General features: G+C 44.3%; 17 protein-coding genes. 10 read left to right on the top strand and 7 right to left on the bottom strand.

Annotated elements, in window-relative coordinates; all coding sequences use genetic code 11:
* The first annotated feature begins 217 nt into the window (after nt 1-217).
* Nucleotides 218-727 carry a hypothetical protein gene (locus tag LAJ61_RS08930; RefSeq protein WP_224053627.1) on the top strand — a complete coding sequence of 170 codons (510 nt, stop codon included), beginning with the start codon at nt 218-220 and terminating at the stop codon, nt 725-727.
* 79 nt (nt 728-806) lie between these two features.
* On the opposite strand, the gene LAJ61_RS08935 is transcribed toward LAJ61_RS08930, so the two are convergent.
* Nucleotides 807-1,868 (bottom strand): ABC transporter substrate-binding protein, encoded by a 1,062-nt coding sequence (locus LAJ61_RS08935; protein ID WP_224053628.1) that lies wholly within the window; start codon nt 1,866-1,868, stop codon nt 807-809.
* Nucleotides 1,869-2,301: 433 nt separating this feature from the next.
* Between LAJ61_RS08935 and LAJ61_RS08940 the strand changes: the two genes are divergently transcribed.
* Nucleotides 2,302-2,463, top strand: coding sequence for a hypothetical protein (locus tag LAJ61_RS08940; protein ID WP_156652031.1), 162 nt, complete (start codon nt 2,302-2,304; stop codon nt 2,461-2,463).
* 140 nt (nt 2,464-2,603) lie between these two features.
* Here LAJ61_RS08940 and metG read toward each other — a convergent pair whose 3' ends face one another.
* A complete protein-coding gene (gene metG, locus LAJ61_RS08945) occupies nt 2,604-4,715 on the bottom strand; it encodes a methionine--tRNA ligase (protein WP_135889069.1) in 2,112 nt (703 codons plus the stop codon).
* A 212-nt stretch (nt 4,716-4,927) separates the two neighbouring features.
* Between metG and apbC the strand changes: the two genes are divergently transcribed.
* Complete coding sequence (apbC, locus tag LAJ61_RS08950; RefSeq protein WP_224053629.1) at nt 4,928-6,154, top strand: iron-sulfur cluster carrier protein ApbC; 1,227 nt, start codon at nt 4,928-4,930, stop codon at nt 6,152-6,154.
* Between the two features lie 119 nt (nt 6,155-6,273).
* Here apbC and LAJ61_RS08955 read toward each other — a convergent pair whose 3' ends face one another.
* The 3 genes from LAJ61_RS08955 to LAJ61_RS08965 all read right to left on the bottom strand — a co-directional run bounded on the left by LAJ61_RS08955 (nt 6,274) and on the right by LAJ61_RS08965 (nt 8,557).
* Nucleotides 6,274-7,590 carry an LD-carboxypeptidase gene (locus LAJ61_RS08955; RefSeq protein ID WP_224053630.1) on the bottom strand — a complete coding sequence of 439 codons (1,317 nt, stop codon included), beginning with the start codon at nt 7,588-7,590 and terminating at the stop codon, nt 6,274-6,276.
* Nucleotides 7,591-7,650: 60 nt separating this feature from the next.
* On the bottom strand, nt 7,651-7,938 hold the full coding sequence (locus LAJ61_RS08960) for a hypothetical protein (protein WP_204156309.1): 288 nt from the start codon (nt 7,936-7,938) through the stop codon (nt 7,651-7,653).
* A gap of 73 nt (nt 7,939-8,011) precedes the next feature.
* Nucleotides 8,012-8,557, bottom strand: a complete 546-nt coding sequence (locus LAJ61_RS08965) for a hypothetical protein (protein WP_224053631.1) — start codon at nt 8,555-8,557, stop codon at nt 8,012-8,014.
* A 136-nt stretch (nt 8,558-8,693) separates the two neighbouring features.
* On the opposite strand from LAJ61_RS08965, the gene dnaQ reads away from it, so the two are divergent.
* From dnaQ to LAJ61_RS09000, 7 genes are all read left to right on the top strand, one after another.
* Nucleotides 8,694-10,373: a DNA polymerase III subunit epsilon gene (gene dnaQ / locus LAJ61_RS08970; protein WP_224053632.1), complete on the top strand. Its 1,680-nt coding sequence runs from the start codon at nt 8,694-8,696 to the stop codon at nt 10,371-10,373.
* Nucleotides 10,374-10,621: 248 nt separating this feature from the next.
* Nucleotides 10,622-12,298, top strand: coding sequence for a hypothetical protein (locus LAJ61_RS08975; RefSeq protein WP_224053633.1), 1,677 nt, complete (start codon nt 10,622-10,624; stop codon nt 12,296-12,298).
* An 18-nt stretch (nt 12,299-12,316) separates the two neighbouring features.
* On the top strand, nt 12,317-13,126 hold the full coding sequence (gene nudC, locus LAJ61_RS08980; protein WP_224053634.1) for an NAD(+) diphosphatase: 810 nt from the start codon (nt 12,317-12,319) through the stop codon (nt 13,124-13,126).
* Nucleotides 13,127-13,239: 113 nt separating this feature from the next.
* A complete protein-coding gene (locus LAJ61_RS08985) occupies nt 13,240-14,049 on the top strand; it encodes an RnfABCDGE type electron transport complex subunit B (protein WP_224053635.1) in 810 nt (269 codons plus the stop codon).
* Nucleotides 14,050-14,130: 81 nt separating this feature from the next.
* Nucleotides 14,131-14,775: an endonuclease III gene (nth, locus tag LAJ61_RS08990; RefSeq protein ID WP_050324508.1), complete on the top strand. Its 645-nt coding sequence runs from the start codon at nt 14,131-14,133 to the stop codon at nt 14,773-14,775.
* A 199-nt stretch (nt 14,776-14,974) separates the two neighbouring features.
* Entirely contained in the window at nt 14,975-15,508 is a 534-nt protein-coding gene (locus tag LAJ61_RS08995; RefSeq protein ID WP_060994803.1) for an inorganic diphosphatase, read from the top strand.
* Between the two features lie 131 nt (nt 15,509-15,639).
* Nucleotides 15,640-17,013 carry a 3-deoxy-D-manno-octulosonic acid transferase gene (locus LAJ61_RS09000; protein ID WP_224053636.1) on the top strand — a complete coding sequence of 458 codons (1,374 nt, stop codon included), beginning with the start codon at nt 15,640-15,642 and terminating at the stop codon, nt 17,011-17,013.
* A 136-nt stretch (nt 17,014-17,149) separates the two neighbouring features.
* On the opposite strand, the gene LAJ61_RS09005 is transcribed toward LAJ61_RS09000, so the two are convergent.
* Both LAJ61_RS09005 and LAJ61_RS09010 read right to left on the bottom strand, forming a co-directional pair.
* Nucleotides 17,150-17,950, bottom strand: a complete 801-nt coding sequence (locus LAJ61_RS09005) for a 3-hydroxybutyrate dehydrogenase (protein WP_224053637.1) — start codon at nt 17,948-17,950, stop codon at nt 17,150-17,152.
* A 66-nt stretch (nt 17,951-18,016) separates the two neighbouring features.
* Nucleotides 18,017-18,799, bottom strand: a complete 783-nt coding sequence (locus LAJ61_RS09010) for an acetoacetate decarboxylase (protein WP_224053638.1) — start codon at nt 18,797-18,799, stop codon at nt 18,017-18,019.
* Between the last annotated feature and the right edge of the window lie 161 nt (nt 18,800-18,960).

Here is an 18,960-nt window from a genome sequence, read left to right on the forward strand (position 1 = left end):
CTGATAAATTCCTATAACATAACAATCTGCCTCATTTCGCTAATGTATCATTTTTTAACAATAATTCGCTAAGTTATAAGCTAACTAATAAGTCATAGCGCATTGTTTTCAAGTAGAAAGAAAATTACCACAGCATTGTCATATTAAGTTACATTTTAATTTCATAATATAGCTTCATACTAAATTACTTATCCAACACAGATAAAGGTGTATGACAATGAAAAAATCGACGTTATTAACTAGCTTATTTTTAGTGGGCTCATTCATGGCTTCACCCGCTGTTTTTGCAGATCCTGGTCATGGTAAAGGTCAAGACAAACAAGCTAGAAATTGGACACAGCAACAGAAACACTATAACTATGACCGCAAAGAAAACCAACGCTACAACACAAACCATGATAGAGACCGCGACAGAGGCGATAATCGATACTATGATAGTCGCAGTGGTCGCTACCTAACCCACGATCAGTATCGCCAATTGCCCCCAGGTCTGCAAAAAAATGTCGCACGTGGTAAAGCGGTACCACCAGGCTGGGCAAAAAAACTAGATAGTCGTTATTACAGCGTCAAGCGATATAATGACCGTAATGTCTATGTGTTAAATAACAATGCTTATCGCCAAGCAAAAGTTATCAGTCGCCCGCGTCCAGGTGAAGTGCGCCTACGTGTTGACAACCGCGTACTTGATGTGCTTGAAGCGACACGTGTTATTTTAAATGTGCTTTAAATAACGCATCATTTTACTGCCCAGTTTGAACAACCCGTCTACTTAGTTAGGCGGGTTTTTTCTTATTTACCCATAGCAATTATTTGTCTATTTTTCGCTCGGGTGTAGTATCAACGTTAATCGCGCCTTTTAATAGTTCAGGATTTAATGTTAAGCCTTGGGCTTGTGCGTGTTTTGGGCTCACGTATAAGGTTAATTGGTTCATCACTTCGGGTTTAACTTGAGTGACAGGTGTACCATCCAGAATTTTGCCTACCATTTTGCCTGTGGTGCGTCCAAAGTCATAATCATTGACACCGAGTGCTGCCGTAGCACCGCGGCGGACGCTAAACTCATCGGAGGCGATGATGGGAAGTTTTAACGCATTGGCTGATTGCACCATTGATTCGAATGCGGACGCCACATTATTGTCCATTGAGGTATAAATCAACTGGGCTTTGCCGCCAAGGCTATTAGTTGCCATGGCAATATCAGTCGGACGGTTGGCTGGGATATCCACTAAGTTCATGCCACGCTTTGGTAGCTCAACGGTGAGTTTATCTCGCAGCGCCACCGAATTCATTTCACCTGCGCTAAACACATAGCCAATGGATTTGGCTGACGGCATGATTTTTTGCATAAAGTCTAGCTGCGGTGCTAGCGGTAATTGGCTGGATAAACCTGTGATGTTGGGCTGAGTCGGTGTGTTTTGTTGAGTAATAAGTTTGGCAGCCACAGGATCTGACACTGCTGTATAAACAATCGGTATCTCTTTGCTAGCGGCAGCCAACGACTGGGCAGTAGGGGTGGAAATTGCGACGATGGCATCAGGTTTATCAGCGACAAATTGCTTGGAGATTTGTCCTGCCGTTGCTGTATTGCCTTGTGCTGACTGAAAATTTACGGTTAGATTTTGCCCTTTTACATACCCTTCAGCAGCCAATTCATCAATGATACCTTGGCGAATGGCATCAAGCGATGGGTGTGCCACAATCGCAGAAATTGCAATGGTCTTATTGGGTTTTTGGCTGGCAGTGGCTGAGGGTTTGCTAGCCGTATCCGTAGAAACTTGCGCGGATGGTTTCTGAGGTGAGCAGGCGGCTAAAGATAATCCAACAATGGCGCAGATAGCGGATAATTGACCGTATGTGGTTGACAACATAGTATTCCCCAATAATCAAACTTGTTTTGTGAGTCGAGTATATCATTTCAATGTACTAGTTTACTATAACATAAATAAAAGCTTGCAACTATGGCTAAGTTTTTATGGATTAAAAGATTTTATAAACGCTTTGATAAACAGTAGGTTATTAACAAAACCTGTCATGAATACCGCTATATGCGTATGCTTAATTACATAAAGTCCGTAATTGAAACATAATGTATAAATATTATTGAATATTTCATGAAATTGTCATAATAAAATGGTATGAAAATCTTTCGATATCTTTTAGAATAGAACTTCTACTCGCAGCATTATTTATCTTTTTTAAACGATTCGTTGCAGCGTTAATTAAGTTAAACATGTCTGTGCTTAGTAAAGGTAAATGATTCACAGATGGGATCATCGTACACTAACTCAACAAGGAGGCTATATGAACTCATCAAACTTGATGGCAGGCGTATTAGTAGTTGGTGCTATTCTACCTTCGGCTGAAGCACCCCATTATTGCCAATATAATAAGGCAGCTAATCCAGTTAGAGCCAATCGAAAATCTATCCCCGTCCGCATCAGCGTGAGTAAAGGCGAACGCTAATCGTGCGACATTATTGATTTTTTGATATTTAGGATAGCTTAATAAAAAAACCGCTGATGATTACCAGCGGTTTTTTTATATTGTGACAGAAAATGTGGCAAAATGTTTCAAATTATAGCCATAAACCCCAGTTAAGCCTATTAAGCAAGGGTCGCACCCGCAGGGATATGGTCATCTAAAGTAACAACCGTCAATTGACCGGCTTTTTCAGCCGATAAAATCATACCTTCAGAAATACCAAACTTCATTTTTCGTGGTGCAAGGTTGGTGACGCAGACCACGGTTTTGCCCACCAATTGTTCAGGGTTATAGAATTTGGCGATACCGCTAAACACATTACGCGTTTTCACATTACCCTGCGCATCCGTTTCACCCACATCTAGGGTAAATTGCAGCAATTTATCTGCACCTTCTACGTTATTGCAGGCTAGTACTTTTGCTACCGTCATCGTGACTTTGGCGAAATCATCGATACCAATCAATGCGGTAGCATCAGTGGGTTGTTCGCTAGCGGCGGCTTTGGTTTTGCTCGCGTCCCCTTGCCCATTTGCGGCTTGATTGGCGATAGCAGGCTGTTTGTTTAAATCTTCTTTTGAGCTATCCACCATCGCAGCCACTTTATCTTTGTCAACACGCTGCATCAATGGGGTAAAGGCGTTGATGGTATGCCCGACCAATAACGTATGACGGCTATCAAAATTTAGGCTGTCAACATTGAGAAAAATTCGTGCTTTTTCACACATCAATGGCAATACAGGGGCAAGATAAACCACCAATTGACGGAAGATATTAAGCGCGACGGTACACACCGCTTGTACTTCAGCTTGTTGACCTTCGACTTTGTTAAGAGCCCACGGTTTTTTGTCATCGATGTACTCATTGGCTTTGTCTGCGCACGCCATAATCAGACGCATGGCTTTGCTAAATTCGCGCGCTTCATAAGCGGCAGCGATGTCTTCCCCCGCATCAATGATTTGTTGCACCAAAGCAGGCTCGCTGATTGTTAGTGCCAGTTTGCTACCATGATTTTTATGGATAAATCCTGCACAGCGGCTAGCAATATTGACAACTTTACCCACCAAGTCTGAATTGACTTTTTGCATGAAGTCTTCAAGATCCAGATTGATATCTTCGACACTGGCTGATAATTTGCTAGCAAAGTAGTAACGCAAATATTCAGGGTCAAGGTTTTGTAAGTAGGTATCAGCTTTGATAAAGGTGCCGCGAGATTTACTCATTTTCTCGCCATTGACGGTCAAAAAGCCATGCGCGTTGATGGCAGTGGGGGTTCTAAATCCTGCGCCTTCAAGCATCGCTGGCCAAAACAAGGCATGGAAATACACAATATCTTTACCGATAAAGTGATAGACTTCGGTGTTGTTATGATTTTCTTTTGACCAATAGTCATCAAAATTTAAGCCTAAATGCACACCTTGTTGGTCACACAAGTTTTTGAAACTTGCCATATAACCGACGGGCGCATCGAGCCACACATAAAAATACTTGTCTGGTTCACTGGCTGGGGTGTTTGGGATTTTAAAACCAAAATACGGCGCATCACGGCTAATATCCCAGTTGGCAAGCCCTGCATCAAACCATTCTTGTAATTTGTTGGCGATAGAGGTTTGCAGGCGACCTTCTTTACGCGTCCAATTTTGCAAAAATTCGCTAAAGTTTGGCAGGTTAAAGAAATAATGGATGGATGATTTTAAAACAGGCGTTGCACCTGAAAGCGTTGAGTAAGGATTTTTGAGTTCGGTGGCATTATAGGTCGTGCCGCAGACTTCGCAGTTGTCGCCGTATTGGTCTTTTGCGCCGCATTTTGGGCATTCGCCTTTGACAAAACGGTCTGCCAAAAACAAGCCTTTTTCTGGGTCATACAGCTGTTCAACTGCTTTATGCGAGATATGGCCGTTTTCATACAAGCGATTATAAATCAGCTGTGAGTAATGCTCATTTTCAGGGCTGTGGGTTGAGTAGTAGTTGTCAAAATCAACCAAAAATCCCGCAAAATCTTTTTCATGGGAGGCTTTAACATCGGCAATTTGCTGTTCAGGGGTGACACCGTTGGCTTCAGCTTTGAGCATAATCGCTGTGCCGTGGGCGTCATCGGCACACACATAGGTTACTTGATGACCCAGTGATTTCATGGCGCGTACCCAAATATCGGTTTGGATGTACTCAACCAAATGCCCCAAATGAATCGGACCATTGGCATACGGTAGGGCGCTAGTAACTAAAATTTTTCTCACAATACACCTGTTATTGATTTGTTTAAAAAAATGTCATTATTGCTGTATGATAGCTTAAATCGCATCATTTCCCAACCAATGGGCATCAATCAAACAAGAAAAATTACTTTTCACACAGATATGTTCAATCTGTCTCTGTAAAAATTGGCAATAAACCCCACTTAACAGTGGTTAAAATCGTTAAAATAACAACATTGGGGTAAGCAACTATCATGTTCAACTTTATCAAACCAAAAACCGTGGCTACAGTGGATGAGTCCACGCTTAATCAGTTATTTGATGACTACCGCGTCAATAACCAGCCAATTCGCCACTATGTCAAAGGGATTAAACAGCAAGGTAGTAGTCTGACATTGGATTTGCGCTTGCCCGATGATTGCAATCCTGAACAAATCCATCATGATTTGAGCCAAAAGCTGCATATCCATGGGGTCAGTGAGGTGAATATGAATATTACCTTGTTTGACAGCACTACTGCACCAAAACCTACGACCAAAGGCAGTGGCTCAACCCTACCCAAAACCACCAATGCCATGCCACCTGTCACTCAGACCGCGCCAAAAAGTGACAAATTAGTCACAGAAACCCCTGAACCTGCGATTGCCAAAAAAGCCACTACCCAAGCAGAATTAACACCGCATCCACGTATCGAGCATATTATTGTGGTGGCTTCGGGCAAAGGCGGCGTTGGTAAATCGACGACGACAGTGAATATCGCCTTGGCGCTGCAAAAATTGGGCAAACGCGTGGGCGTGCTGGATGCGGATATCTATGGTCCGAGTATTCCAAGTATGCTTGGCGTGGCAGGTCAGCAGCCGCAGCTTGAGCATGAGCAATTTGTACCGATTGCAGCGCAAGGTATGCCGATGCTATCCATCGGTAGCTTATTGAGCGATGACACTACCCCGATTGCTTGGCGCGGTGCCAAAGCCACAGGCGCACTGATGCAACTTTACAACCAAACCAACTGGCCAAATCTTGATTATTTGGTGATTGATATGCCACCTGGAACGGGGGATATTCAGTTGACGCTCGCCCAGCGTATTCCTGTGACCGGTGCGGTGATTGTGACCACACCGCAGCATATCGCCTTGCTAGATGCACAAAAAGGCATTGAGATGTTCCGCAAAACCCATATCCCTGTGCTCGGCGTGGTAGAAAATATGGCGCTGCATACTTGTAGCAGCTGTGGGCATACCGAAGCAATTTTTGGCGAAGGCGGCGGTGATAAAATAGCAGCACAGTATCAAGTGCCGCTGCTAGGGCAATTACCACTGGCAAAAGGCATCCGCGAGCAAGCCGATAAAGGAGAGCCGTCCGTCATTGCCAATCAAGGCGCAGGCGATGAATTTGCTGACTATTATCTCAATATCGCTAAAAATATCGAAGCCAATATCGCCAAATTTGCCAAAACGCATGATAACAATCGGATTTTCTAGCGCGATTGGATAGTCAAAGAATATGTGTTAAATAAACCTGTTTGGGTAGCATACAAACAGGTTTTAACTTACATGCGTAGGACACCGCTAGACCAATGATACTTTAGATCAATAATACGTTAGACGAATAATTTAGTTAAGTCCAAATTGCCAAAGTTTGCATCGGTTTTAAGATGATAAAACTGGTTAAATGTCGCTTGATAGCCACTACCCACATTGTCAAGCGTGACAGGAACGCCTAACGGAAAATTAATGCGTCTTGCCACATGCCCAAAGGGGAAATCGGTGTAGATGGGTCGCCCTGTCGCTTGTTGGATAGTACGGATGACGGTATCAAAGGTGTAATCACCATTGTAAGCATCACTGATGCCGCTAAAATTAAATTTGCCCAGCACAATCGCTTGCTGTTTTGCCACAATACCTGATAACACCAAGGTTTGTAGCATACGTTCGATACGGTACGGCTGCTCACCGGTATCTTCCAAAAATAAAATCCCATTGTCGACAGTTGGCATATACGGTGTGCCCACCATTGCAGATAACACGCTAAGATTACCGCCCCATAAGATGCCTTTTATCGGCTTAGCCAAAGGACGCGCAGTGTCACGATACAGCTGAGTTTCTGGCACTTGGATATGTAGCTGGTTTTGGGTACAAAGGTTGATAAAACTTTGGATGGTATCGGTATTCACCTCTGTTTTGCCAAAGTCACTACTGAGCATTGCCCCTGCCACATAAGGCAGATGACCTTTGGCGTACATGGCAAGCTGCAACGCAGTAAAATCACTAAATCCCATCAGCAGTGTGCCGCGCTCTTTGAGTTTTTGCGTCAGCGTTCGCCACTGCTGATCACTTAGTTTGTTGAGCAAACGCATCGCACCATAGCCGCCACGCACGCCGAGTAATATCTTAGGCAGCTCATGTACAGGTCGATTGAGTAACGCGGTAATATCGCCCAAGCGCTCACTGTCTGAACCTGCAAAGCGTAGATAACGTCGGCTAATCACTTCTGGATTGTCGATATAAAATCCCGCTTGGGTGAGTCGATGAATCGCCAGTAAGTTACGCTGTTCATCACTGCCAAATCCCGATGGTGCTACCAGATGGAGGTGGACGCCGCGACCTTTGAGAGCTTCACAATTGGCTTTGATAGTCGCAAAGTCCCATTGGCGAGTTACGGGCACTGTTTCCATGGGCGTATTGCCATTGGACATAGCGCTGGGTTCGCCAAAAGCCATGTTATCAGCATCATTGTTTGACCCATACCGCTGTGAAGGTTGGCTAATCACTTGCCCGCCAATGGTCAAATCCGCTTTTGCACCTGTTACCGTCGCTGCCGATAGCGCTATCCCTGTTTTTAGCAGTCGACGCCGCGTCAAGCCAACCAAGTGGGTGGCAGTCATGGGGGCGTGAGTATTCGCCATTTTTTGAGACATTTTATTATCCAAACAAATTCATCGACTTACAAGAATCATGGTTCAACTAATCGGGTATGTTTAATCAGGTATATTCATCTTGTTGTTGGTATCTGCCGAGATACCATAGTAAAAAACCCCTGTCGCCACCAAACTCGATACCAACACAAACATCATATCAAGCGCAGCTTTGTGCATAACATATAAGTTCAATAGCGCAAAGACCACGACCGCGATCACAAAAAAAATCGCCGCGTATTGCCATTTTTTATCATTTGGGAGGGTTGTGCCTTTGTATCGAAAATGACGGATACTAAAGCCACTAGTGTATGCCACCAAGCCCAGCACTAACCATGCAAAAAAATTCATCGCTTATTCTCTATCAATCGTTTGGGGTTAAAATTTGGATGAGATGTATTAACTCAAGCAACAACTCAGGTGATTAAAGTTTGGTGGTTTGCTCGCATGCCACTTTATAGACGGTATTGCTACCTTTGTAAATATAACCCAAATAGGGGCTGTCAAATTGCGGGTTTAGGCTTGCAAAACTATCGGTGATTTTGGCGAGCACAAACACGCGGTCGGGACGGGCGATGACTTTTTCTAAGTATTGATGTTCATCGGCTTTGATGTCAAAGTATTTTTGTATATCCGGGCTGTCAGTGGCGATGACTTGCATGGCTTCAGGCTTGTCCCAGTTTTTGCTGGGGTCGTTAAACTCGCGCATTTGCATGGCATAGTTGTCACCATTTTTGATGATTTTGATTTGCGCAGGTTCTGTATGGCTGACTGTGTAACAGCCCACAAACACATCATTGCTAGCGGCAGGTTGTGATAACGCTGGCGACGGTTTTGCGCCATCGCTGCTAGTGGTTGCAGGGGATTGGGGATTGTTACAAGCCGCCAAATTTAGGCTGATTGCACAGACCATAGCCATACCCATCTTGGTCAACACAGGTGACACGAGCGCACGAGATTTTTTTTGCATAGACATCCTTTACAACCAACAGATAGCAACTATAAGCGGTTATTATAGACGTTTTGGCATGGCTTTTTATGCTTTTTTTTCTTATACTGAGGGCTGTTTTTTTGATTGTTTTGCTGTTTTATATGGGTTGTTATCTATGTCAAATCATGCCTTAACGCCCCTTGTGGGTCGAACCCTTGCCTATACTGATGGCGCCTGCCGTGGCAATCCTGGTAAAGGCGGCTTTGGTGCGGTGGTGATTTTACCGACGGGTGAGCAAATTGATATTTGCGGCGGTGAGGCGCATACCACCAACAACCGCATGGAGCTGATGGGTGCGATTGCGGCACTGGAAAACAGCCCAAAAACGTTACCGATTCAAATCTGGTCAGACTCTAGCTATGTCATCAAAGGCATCAGCGAATGGCTGGCAGGGTGGAAAAAGAAACATTGGAAAAATGTCAAAAATGTGGAATTATGGCAGCGACTTGATAAGCTGTGCGAGCAGCGACAAATTGACTGGCAATGGGTCAAAGGACATGCCGGTCATGATGGCAATGAATATGCCGATAAGCTTGCAAACCAAGGCATTGACCAACTGCCCAAAAGCTTTAACAAAGTAATTAAAAATCCACCCAATCTCACCACTGATTTAGATGTTAAATCGGATTTTAGTGATACAAACCCTGATTTTGATGATAAAAAAAAAGACCCGCCCATGAACCCAATGTCAACCGATAACAACCCAGTCCTCAATCACTCAGCGTTAACCCGCGATTTTAGCGATAGGTCTTTTGATGACGCGCAAGACATGGCGTTTGCCGATAGTGAGACGATGGGGGATATCTTTTTGCAGGTACTTGACGGTGAACCCGCCGCAAACACTATTCAAACAAGCACTACCCAAACCAGCCATACTCAAAGTGTCGATGTATCAACTCCGTCATCATTAGGGGGACAGCCGACCCACTCACCAACAAGTGCTAACCCACATTTCGCAATGTTCACCAATCCGCAAGGGCAATTTATCGCGCAGGATGACAGCTTGATTGCCCAGCGTCCCGTGTTTAACGGTGTTACCAGTCAGCCCAATCCGACCTTTATACCTTTATTGCCCATCGCCAAACACAAAGGGACTGCCAATCGCCAGCTGATTCTCGATACTGAGACCACAGGGTTTGAAGCGCAAAATGGTGACCGTATCATTGAGGTCGGTATCGTTGAGATGATTAATCGACGTTTTACCGGTGAAAAACTGCATGTCTATATCAACCCAAAAATTGAGATGGGTGAGGAAGTCATTCGCGTTCATGGCATTCACAATGTGTTTTTAAATGATATGCCCGTGTTTGAGCAAGTCGGTGAAGCGATTTATGATTTTTTGCAAGGCGCAGAACTCATTGCGCATAACGCAGGGTTTGACATGAGCTTTTTGCAAGCTGAGTTTGCGCGACTTGGCTTGCCTGATATCCACCAAACCGTCACCGTGACAGACAGCCTTGCCATCGCCAAACGCATGTTCGCAGGGCAGCGCAATACCTTGGATGCGCTAGTTAAACGTCTCAATGTCGGTAAACAAGACCGTACTTTCCATGGGGCGTTACTCGATGCCGAGATTTTAGCGGAAGTGTATCTGGCGATGACAGGTGGACAGGTTGCGTTGGCGATTGATGATGATGTCGGTGGCGGAGTCGGCGGCGCAACTGAGCATCAGCGTTTTAGCACGACTATCAAGCGCTTTTTGGCGAGTAGCGAGGCTGAGCAGGCGCATCTTGAATGGCTTAACGCCTTAAAAGATAACAACCCACAGCTGGCTGAAAACTGGGCGAGTGTTTAACAATAAACAATGCCTCATTAAATTTTGTAAAAGCATTTTTTTGATGGGCAAAATTTCATGATAAAGTGTAATTATTGTGCGGGTATTAACACTTTGACATAGACACTGGCATAGGGGACGTCTTACAATAATCAGCAATAAGCGTAGCTGTCATACGCGCGTTGGATTGATATGCAAGTCTACGTTAAAAACGCCTAAACACTGTCATTTTACCTTTATCACCCTAAAATCATTTTGGATAAAAAAACATGAGTCTGCCAAGTCCTAACTCACAAAAACTAACGGCCACCAATTTTGATTTGCCTTCATTGCATTTATTAAGACCTGAACTTGCCGTGACGCTACATGATGCCGAGATGCACTTAAGTGAGTTTAATGACGACAGTAGTCAAGCACCTTTGCTGCTTGATTCCGTGGATACCTTAGCGCAATTGGCAAAAGTATTGCGGTTGATTCAATTAGAGGAAGGCTATGAACTTGCCAATAGTCTATCGGCAGGACTGCAAAAACTCTATGACGAGCGCGACCAACCGAGCAATGACATGATGATGGATGTGTCAGAAGGCATCATGACGTTGGCGCGTTATATTGAGTTTGTATTACTTAAAGAGACCATTGAACCCTCGCTGTTGTTGCCGATTATTAATCAACTTCACAGCGATTTGAATCAGCCAGCACTGCAGCTATCAGACTTAACTGCCAATAAAAACAGCAGTATCGTAATTGCCAATCCAGAACAAAATTACCAACCATTAAAATCACTCGACATTGATCCAAAAAAACTGGTGGAAGCTTATCGCGCAGGTCTAAGCGTAGCACTCACTGCACAGAGCAATCAATTATCGCCAAAAGAGCGAGAAAAACTCAAAGCCATGCAAGCTGCGTGTGAAATGGTTTCAAAACGTACCGATAGTTTGTTTTGGCATGCTGCTGATGCGGCGGTATCAGATTTGGCAGGGGCTTTACCGCTTAGTAACCTGCAAAAGCGGGCGCTGATTTTTGTTGAACAACAATTTAATGACTATCTACCTGTCAATGATTCTCGCTTTGCTGATTTGGTGCAATTTGCCAGTTCAAGAGATAGCCAGCTTGCCTTGCAAGTTCAGCACAAATTCTCGGCCAATACCTTAGATGAAACCCAGTTAAAAACCATGCGCCGCTTCCTATTTGGACCTGACCGTGAAGTGACCAGTACGCTTAACCAGCTCATCCAGCAAGAAATTGATTTGATTAAATCTGCCAGTGACAGTTATGCCCGCCAAGATAATCTCAATTCAAGTACAGATGAGATTGATACCATGGCGCAGCATTTGCATGATTTAAGTAATGTGTTTAAAACCTTAAATTTAAATGAGGTTAGTGCAGCGCTGTCTCAACAAATTGGCAAAGTAAAAACTTGGACGCAGCCAACGCCTGATGATTTTGATGGCTTGCTTGGCACTTTAATCATGGCAGAAAATGCGGCGATTAACCTAGCAAAATCACATACCCCAGGTGCGGTGACATTGCCGGTGTACAACCAAACGATTTCGCTACATCAAATCGAAACGGCTCACAACACGCTCGTCCAAGAAAGCCGTACCGCGATTGCCACCATTGAAACTGCGCTCAATGATTATCTAAATGACACCGACAAAGATATTTTACATATCACGCCTGTGCCTGATATGATGCGCGCTATCTCGGGTGCCTGCTTATTTTTAAACTTACCTCGACAAAGCCAACTGCTCAAACGCGCTGCCACAGTGCTACAAAACTTAATCGAGCAACAGGGTCGCGAGTTGTCAGAGCATGCGCTTGCTAAAATTGCCGATATTGTGATATCAGCCGATTATTATCTAGAAAGTCTTGAAACGAACAAACCTGCAGGCAACCATGCAATGTATGTCGGCTATCGCAGCTTACAACACATGCTTGTGGCTTAGGGTAATTTGGTAACCAATATGACCGTATTACACCATTATTTGCTTATTTGTGATAACGATAAGTTCGCTTGTATAGGCGGACTTCCTTTTTTTTATCGTTGTGAAAACGTGCCCGCTCAGGCCGTTAAAGTGAATACCGATGAGGCAGGCAACAGTATTTATGCTATTGCCCATCAAGATATCGACCTGTCACAATTGCCAGAAGCGATTACAGGACAGATTGAGTTTCTGCGCTTTCGACATCTGATTGGCAGCCTTGATGCGCTACAAACCAGCCAATTAGCCAAAGCCATGCAGTTGTTGCGCTGGCGTCAAGATCATCAATTTTGTAGCCGCTGTGGTACGCCCACGGAGTTACACCCCATTGAAAATGCCACCGTTTGCCCCAGCTGCCATTATCACCAATATCCTAGAGTACAACCTTGTATCATCACCGCCATCATCAAAACCAGCGCGGATAAACCGCAGATTTTGTTGGCGCATCATCTACGGGCGACCGATAGCAAAATGTATACCGTGCTGGCAGGTTTTGTGGAAGTCGGTGAGAGCTTAGAGCAATGCGTGCATCGTGAAGTGATGGAAGAGGTGGGGTTATCTGTCAGCAATTTGCGCTATTTTGGTAGCCAACCGTGGCCTTTTCCTAGCAATTTAATGGTAGGTTTTATTGCAGAGTACCAAAGTGGCGATATCACCATAGATAACAATGAGCTGATGGATGCCCAATTTTTTGATATAGATAGTTTAGATGAAAACGGTCCTATCATTCCGCCAAAAGGCACGATTGCTTATCAACTGATCGAATGGGTGAAACAGCATTACCAATCTTAAACAGATTGATTAAGTGACTTGTTTTCATCATTTGTCTTGATAGGTTATAGGCGAAATAGGCATGAGCTATGGTAAAATATACACTGATAATTATAGTGAATAAAAATTGAGCCATGTCTGATAGCCAACCTGTTTTTAAGGTACCCAATCTATTTAATATTTTAAACCTAAATAGCCTAAGTATCGAGCATCAACGATTAATACAACAAATCGACCAACTCCTGCCGCAAACCCAATGCGGGCTATGCGGTCATGCTGAAGGCTGTCTGCCGTATGCCACCGCCATTGTCACACTGGGCGAATCGCATAACCAATGCGTGCCCGGTGGACAATCAGTCACCGACCAAATCGGCAAGTTGCTTGGGCGTATCCCGCTGACGGCTGAAGCCTCAAAATGGCAAACCGATCCCGCTACCAATCGTCCGATGGAAATGCGAGCCATCATTCGAGAAGAAGATTGCATTGGCTGTACCAAATGTATCCCTGCGTGTCCTGTCGATGCCATTATTGGCTCGGGCAAACGTATGCATACCATTTTTACTGACCTATGCACAGGCTGTGAGCTGTGTTTGCCACCCTGTCCAGTGGACTGCATCGAGCTGGTGCCCTTCCCACGGTTAATGGATGACGCGACAAGGCAAACCGAGCAAGACGGATTACGCGTGCGTTATTACGCCCACCTTGATCGTATCGAACGCCAAGTCAATGACAACACCAATGCCAAACCTGTGGTCAGTATGGTACAAGCCAAACTCAATGATATCAAAGTCGATATCGATGCAGCAGCGGCAAAAAACGCCATCGAAGCGGCAAAACTACGCACCCAAATCAAAAAATTAGAAAAACAACTTGCGGTACGCGCTGATGACAATAAACAAGCCTTGGTGCAAGCCTTGCAGCAGCAACTTGCGACACTGCCATAACCTAAAGAGTGCATCATGGTTGCCAACATCAAAGCAAAAATACAAGTGCCCAAAACCGCAGAGACGCCGCCCTCACGGCGCATGCCCAATAAAAACGTGTTGCCGTTTTTCCAAAAATTAGCCGCAGCCATTGAAAAACCAGAGACGGAGCTGGAATATCAAAGCAACTTTGAATTGTTGATTGCGGTCATACTGTCGGCACAAGCCACCGATGTCAGTGTCAATCTGGCTACCCGTAAATTGTATGCCGTTGCCAATACCCCGCAAGCAATTTTAGATTTGGGTGAAGCGGGGCTAAAAAGTTATATCAAAACCATTGGGCTATATAATAGCAAAGCCAAAAATGTGATGAAATGCTGCCAAGACTTGGTGGATAAATTTGCTAGCGAAGTACCGCAAACCCGCCACGAGCTTGAAAGTCTGGCAGGGGTAGGGCGAAAAACTGCCAATGTGGTGCTCAACACCGCCTTTGGGCAGCCCACTATGGCAGTAGATACCCATATTTTTCGTGTCGGCAATCGCACAGGCTTGGCAACGGGTAAAAATGTGCGAGAAGTGGAAGATAAACTCATCGCTCGAATACCACAGGATTATATATTGGACGCGCACCATTATTTGATTTTGCATGGGCGTTATACTTGTAAAGCTAGAAGTCCCGAATGTGGCAAATGCCCGGTGTATGACGAATGTATGTTTAAAGACAAAGCCAAGTTTATTGAAAAGTAAGTGTATTTAAATTCACACAGGATGTTAAACGAGCAATTTTTTTAATTCCAAACTTGCCTATGCATATTCATAATCTCCTAGAAGTTGTGGCGGGAATAAATAGAGAAAGCCAACAGACTTTGCTATAATCGACCCACTTTTAGGCTACTTTTTTACAAGCAGTTTTGTAAACAACTTTACTAACAAAAAGGAAAAACTCATGGCAGATTTTAACCAAATTCTTGATGCGGGTGATGTTGATGGCGGCGTGATTAACGTGGTTATCGAGATTCCAGCGGGTTCAAACAACAAAATCGAATGGAACCGTAAACTTGGCGTGATGCAACTTGACCGCGTAGAGCCACAATTATTTGCCAAACCTACCAACTATGGTTTTATCCCACAAACCCTTGATGAAGATGGCGACGAATTAGACGCACTGATCATCACTGACACCCCGCTACCAACAGGCATCTTTATCGAAGCCAAAGTCATTGGCGTGATGAAATTCGTGGATGATGGTGAAGTAGATGATAAAGTGGTTGTGGTACCTGCCGATGACCGCAACAACGGTAATGCTATTAATACCCTTGCAGATTTACCACAGCAGCTGATTAAGCAAATCGAGTTCCATTTCAATCACTATAAAGATTTGAAAAAAGCGGGCACAACCAAAGTTGAAAGCTGGGGCGACATTGAAGAAGCCAAAGCGGTGATTAAAGAATCACAAAAACGCTGGACAGAACAAGCCTAATGGCTGGTCTTGAATGTAGCTAACGCTTAAGTTCAAAAACCCTACTTACAAAGTAGGGTTTTTTATTGCTATTTTAGCCCTCGTTTTTTACAATAACGGCATTTTTTTATTAAGTTGTTCCAAGAGTCGTTATGCAAGCCACACCGTTATACTATCGTCTCGCCATGTCGCTGTTAAAGCCACTATACCAACTAAAACTTGCGAGCAAAACCACCTTGCCTAATGAAAAGCAGCAACGCTTTGGTCAAGTATTTCCTGAGATTCACACCCATCAGCCGATGATTTGGTGTCATGCGGTGTCACTCGGTGAAACCAATACCGCCGAACCGATTTTAAGAGATTTGCTCGCGCAAGGCTATGCGCTGTGGGTGACCAATACCACTCATACAGGCTTTAACCGCGTCGAGCAGCTGTTTGCGCCTGAGATAGCAGCCGGCAAGGTATACCATAGTTTTGTACCGGTCGATAGCAAAGCGGTGATTGATAAATTTTTGGCACATGTCCAACCCGTCGCCGCGTTATTTATCGAGACTGAATTGTGGGGCACCACGCTTGCTGAACTCAATAATCGTCAAATTGCCACGATTTTGGTTAATGGTCGCTTGTCTGAAAAATCTTTTAAGGGATATCAAAAAGCTGCCAAGCTTAGCCAAAGCATGATGGATAACTTAAGCCTTATCATCGCCCAAGACAGCGATTCTGCCAAACGCTTTCGCCAATTGGGGGCTACCAGTGACAAAATCCGCATTGCCAGCTCGCTTAAATGGTCTAGTAAAACCAACCCGTTGATGCTAAGCCGTGCCGAAAAGTTACGAGAAAGTTGGAACTTGTCAGATCGCGCCGTGATTTTGGCAGCCAGCACCCATGAAGGCGAAGAATTGGCAATTTTAGACAGTTTTTTAACCGTGAAAGCCCAGTATGCCAACCGTCATCCGCTACTCATTATCGTGCCACGTCATCCCGAGCGGTTTGATGATGTCGCCAAATTGATTGATTCCAAAAATTTGCCGGTGATTCGTCGTAGTCAAGATGGCGAACCTGCCAAAAATGAGAGCGTTTATTTGGCAGATAGTATGGGTGAGCTTGGCGTGTGGTATGCTCTTTCGGACATTGCCATTGTCGGTGGGTCTTTGGTCAATATCGGAGGGCATAATCCGATAGAAGCAGCCATTGTCGGCAAGCCGATTATTATGGGGCAGTATACCCAATCTTGCCAACTGATTGTGGATCAGTTAAAACAAGCCGGTGCATTGGTGCAAGTCAATGGTAATGATGAATTAACGCAGCAGCTGGCTCACTGGCTTGCCAACCCAAAAGCCGCCCAAACCGCCGGTCACGTCGGGCAAATTTTAGCAGAAAAATATCAAGATGCGACCAAGCAACAACTTGCCATGATCATGCAATGTATCGCTGATAATAAGGAACAGCTTATAAAATCAGAGATTCAAAAAATTGACCATGAACCTGTGTCGAGTGATGGTCGAAAGTTCATTGACGATCTGTAAGCCGTGAATTAACCATTTATATAGATTGCAAACGCAAAAAAAAAGGACTAGCCAAGCTAGTCCTTTTTTATCAATCAGTTTTGTAGTCTATGCTTGTACTTTGTTTCGTACTTTGGTTTTATAAGCTAATAGTCAGCTATTTCATAAACCAGCCGTGACTTGCGATAAATGATTGACCTGTCATCGCATTGGTTGGGAAAGCGGTTAAGAATAAGGTTAATTGAGCGATATCATCGGTTGTGGTAAATTCACCATCAACGGTTTGACCTAGCATCACGTTTTTTACCACTTCTTCTTCAGAAATGCCTTTTTCTTTGGCTTGTTCTGGGATTTGTTTTTCAACCAATGGGGTTTTGACAAAGCCTGGGCATACCACGTATGAGCGCACGTTGTGGGCTGCACCTTCTTTAGCCAATACGCGGGCTAGACCTAATAGCGCGTGTTTGGCAGAGACGTACGGCGCTTTTAGGGCTGATGCTTCATGCGAGTGGACTGAGCCCATATAAATGACGGTACCTACTTTATCATTTTGATACATGTATTTAAGTGCCGCTTTGGTAGTCAAAAAAGCACCGTCTAGATGAATGGCAATCATTTTTTTCCAATCAGCGTAGCTAAATTGGTCGATGGGGTTGATGATTTGGATACCGGCATTGGACACCAAAATATCAAGATCCCCAAATTCTTGTACCAGTTTATCCACGCCAGCGTTTACCGCATCTTCATTGGTCACATCCATTGCAATGGCGACTGCTTTACCGCCTGCAGCTTTGATTGCATCCACGGTTGCTTGCGCCGCATCTGGGTTGATATCTGCAATACCTACCGCAGCGCCTGATTTGGCATAGGTTTCTGCGATATCGCGACCGATACCACTTGCAGAGCCAGTGACGAGTGCGACTTTACCGGTTAAATCGGTAGTGAGTTGGGTAGCCATGTTTTTCTCCTTAATTTTTTATGACAAAGTGGTTTTATTATGACGTTTTTACTTATTGAAAATTAATTATTGAAAGTTACTATCGGGACGAGCTTGCGCATCGGCAATGTAATCTACCGCTACTTCACCCAACGCAAGGGTAAGATTAGCAATAATATGAGAGGTTTTGACGATTTCTAGCACAGGTAATTTTGACACGGGTGCCATCACATGGTCAAATAACTGTAAGGTAGCAGGTCCTGTATAGGCTGCTTTGACTTCTACATCGGTCAAATAATAACGCACCAACTCGCAAATACGCGGCGTGCCATCGACATGGGGAATGAGTTTTAATAAATAATTGGGCGTTTTTTCCATATTGGCTTTAACGGTGGCTTTGTCCAGCTCATCATATTTATACGCCATAGTGCCTGTGGCTACGCGCACACTACCATAGTCGAGGGTGCCAAGTAGGGTGTCGGTGTTGTCAACGGTTAATACAGGCGATGCCATTTTTTTTGGAAAACCCCACAGCTCACGCCCGCCCGCGGTAGGTCCAAAGTCATCCAAAAACATACAATGGGTATAATTGGCATGACGACCTTCGGCATCAATCACTTCAATCACTTGTCCTGATTCAGTATAGTTGCCGAATCCTGTGCTGTTGGGCATGCGGATAAACTCGTAACTCACCAGTGCCTCATCAGTGATTTGGAGTGGCTCAGGTACAATATCGCGCAGTTTTTCGGGATCAGTGCGGTAGGTGATGATAAAGTATTCGCGGTCAAAAAATTCGTAAGGACCATTCGAACAAGGTGGGGCAGTAAAAGGCATAAACGTCGCGTTATCTAAGATATCACTCGCTTTCATCAGCTTTCCTTTTTATCTCGTTATTTTATCTAGTTATGCAATATTATTTAATTTTATCGTTATGACATGAAGCAGGAAATATCATACACCCTTATGCAAAATCAGTCCCAAGACAAAATTGTTATGTTGTTGTAATGATTTTTTCACACCTGCATCCGCTT

Source organism: Faucicola osloensis (genome assembly GCF_020041925.1).
GTDB classification, from domain to species: domain Bacteria; phylum Pseudomonadota; class Gammaproteobacteria; order Pseudomonadales; family Moraxellaceae; genus Faucicola; species Faucicola osloensis_D.

What these genes read in the sequence shown, in the direction of transcription:
- LAJ61_RS08960 (WP_204156309.1), bottom strand. Translation starts at nt 7,938, where the DNA reads ATGAATTTTTTTGCATGGTTAGTGCTGGGCTTGGTGGCATACACTAGT.
- nudC (WP_224053634.1), top strand. Translation starts at nt 12,317, where the DNA reads ATGACCGTATTACACCATTATTTGCTTATTTGTGATAACGATAAGTTC.
- LAJ61_RS09005 (WP_224053637.1), bottom strand. Translation starts at nt 17,950, where the DNA reads ATGGCTACCCAACTCACTACCGATTTAACCGGTAAAGTCGCACTCGTC.
- LAJ61_RS08995 (WP_060994803.1), top strand. Translation starts at nt 14,975, where the DNA reads ATGGCAGATTTTAACCAAATTCTTGATGCGGGTGATGTTGATGGCGGC.
- LAJ61_RS08985 (WP_224053635.1), top strand. Translation starts at nt 13,240, where the DNA reads ATGTCTGATAGCCAACCTGTTTTTAAGGTACCCAATCTATTTAATATT.
- LAJ61_RS08940 (WP_156652031.1), top strand. Translation starts at nt 2,302, where the DNA reads ATGAACTCATCAAACTTGATGGCAGGCGTATTAGTAGTTGGTGCTATT.
- dnaQ (WP_224053632.1), top strand. Translation starts at nt 8,694, where the DNA reads ATGTCAAATCATGCCTTAACGCCCCTTGTGGGTCGAACCCTTGCCTAT.
- LAJ61_RS09010 (WP_224053638.1), bottom strand. Translation starts at nt 18,799, where the DNA reads ATGAAAGCGAGTGATATCTTAGATAACGCGACGTTTATGCCTTTTACT.
- apbC (WP_224053629.1), top strand. Translation starts at nt 4,928, where the DNA reads ATGTTCAACTTTATCAAACCAAAAACCGTGGCTACAGTGGATGAGTCC.
- LAJ61_RS08935 (WP_224053628.1), bottom strand. Translation starts at nt 1,868, where the DNA reads ATGTTGTCAACCACATACGGTCAATTATCCGCTATCTGCGCCATTGTT.
- LAJ61_RS08930 (WP_224053627.1), top strand. Translation starts at nt 218, where the DNA reads ATGAAAAAATCGACGTTATTAACTAGCTTATTTTTAGTGGGCTCATTC.
- nth (WP_050324508.1), top strand. Translation starts at nt 14,131, where the DNA reads ATGCCCAATAAAAACGTGTTGCCGTTTTTCCAAAAATTAGCCGCAGCC.
- LAJ61_RS09000 (WP_224053636.1), top strand. Translation starts at nt 15,640, where the DNA reads ATGCAAGCCACACCGTTATACTATCGTCTCGCCATGTCGCTGTTAAAG.
- LAJ61_RS08955 (WP_224053630.1), bottom strand. Translation starts at nt 7,590, where the DNA reads ATGTCTCAAAAAATGGCGAATACTCACGCCCCCATGACTGCCACCCAC.
- LAJ61_RS08975 (WP_224053633.1), top strand. Translation starts at nt 10,622, where the DNA reads ATGAGTCTGCCAAGTCCTAACTCACAAAAACTAACGGCCACCAATTTT.
- LAJ61_RS08965 (WP_224053631.1), bottom strand. Translation starts at nt 8,557, where the DNA reads ATGCAAAAAAAATCTCGTGCGCTCGTGTCACCTGTGTTGACCAAGATG.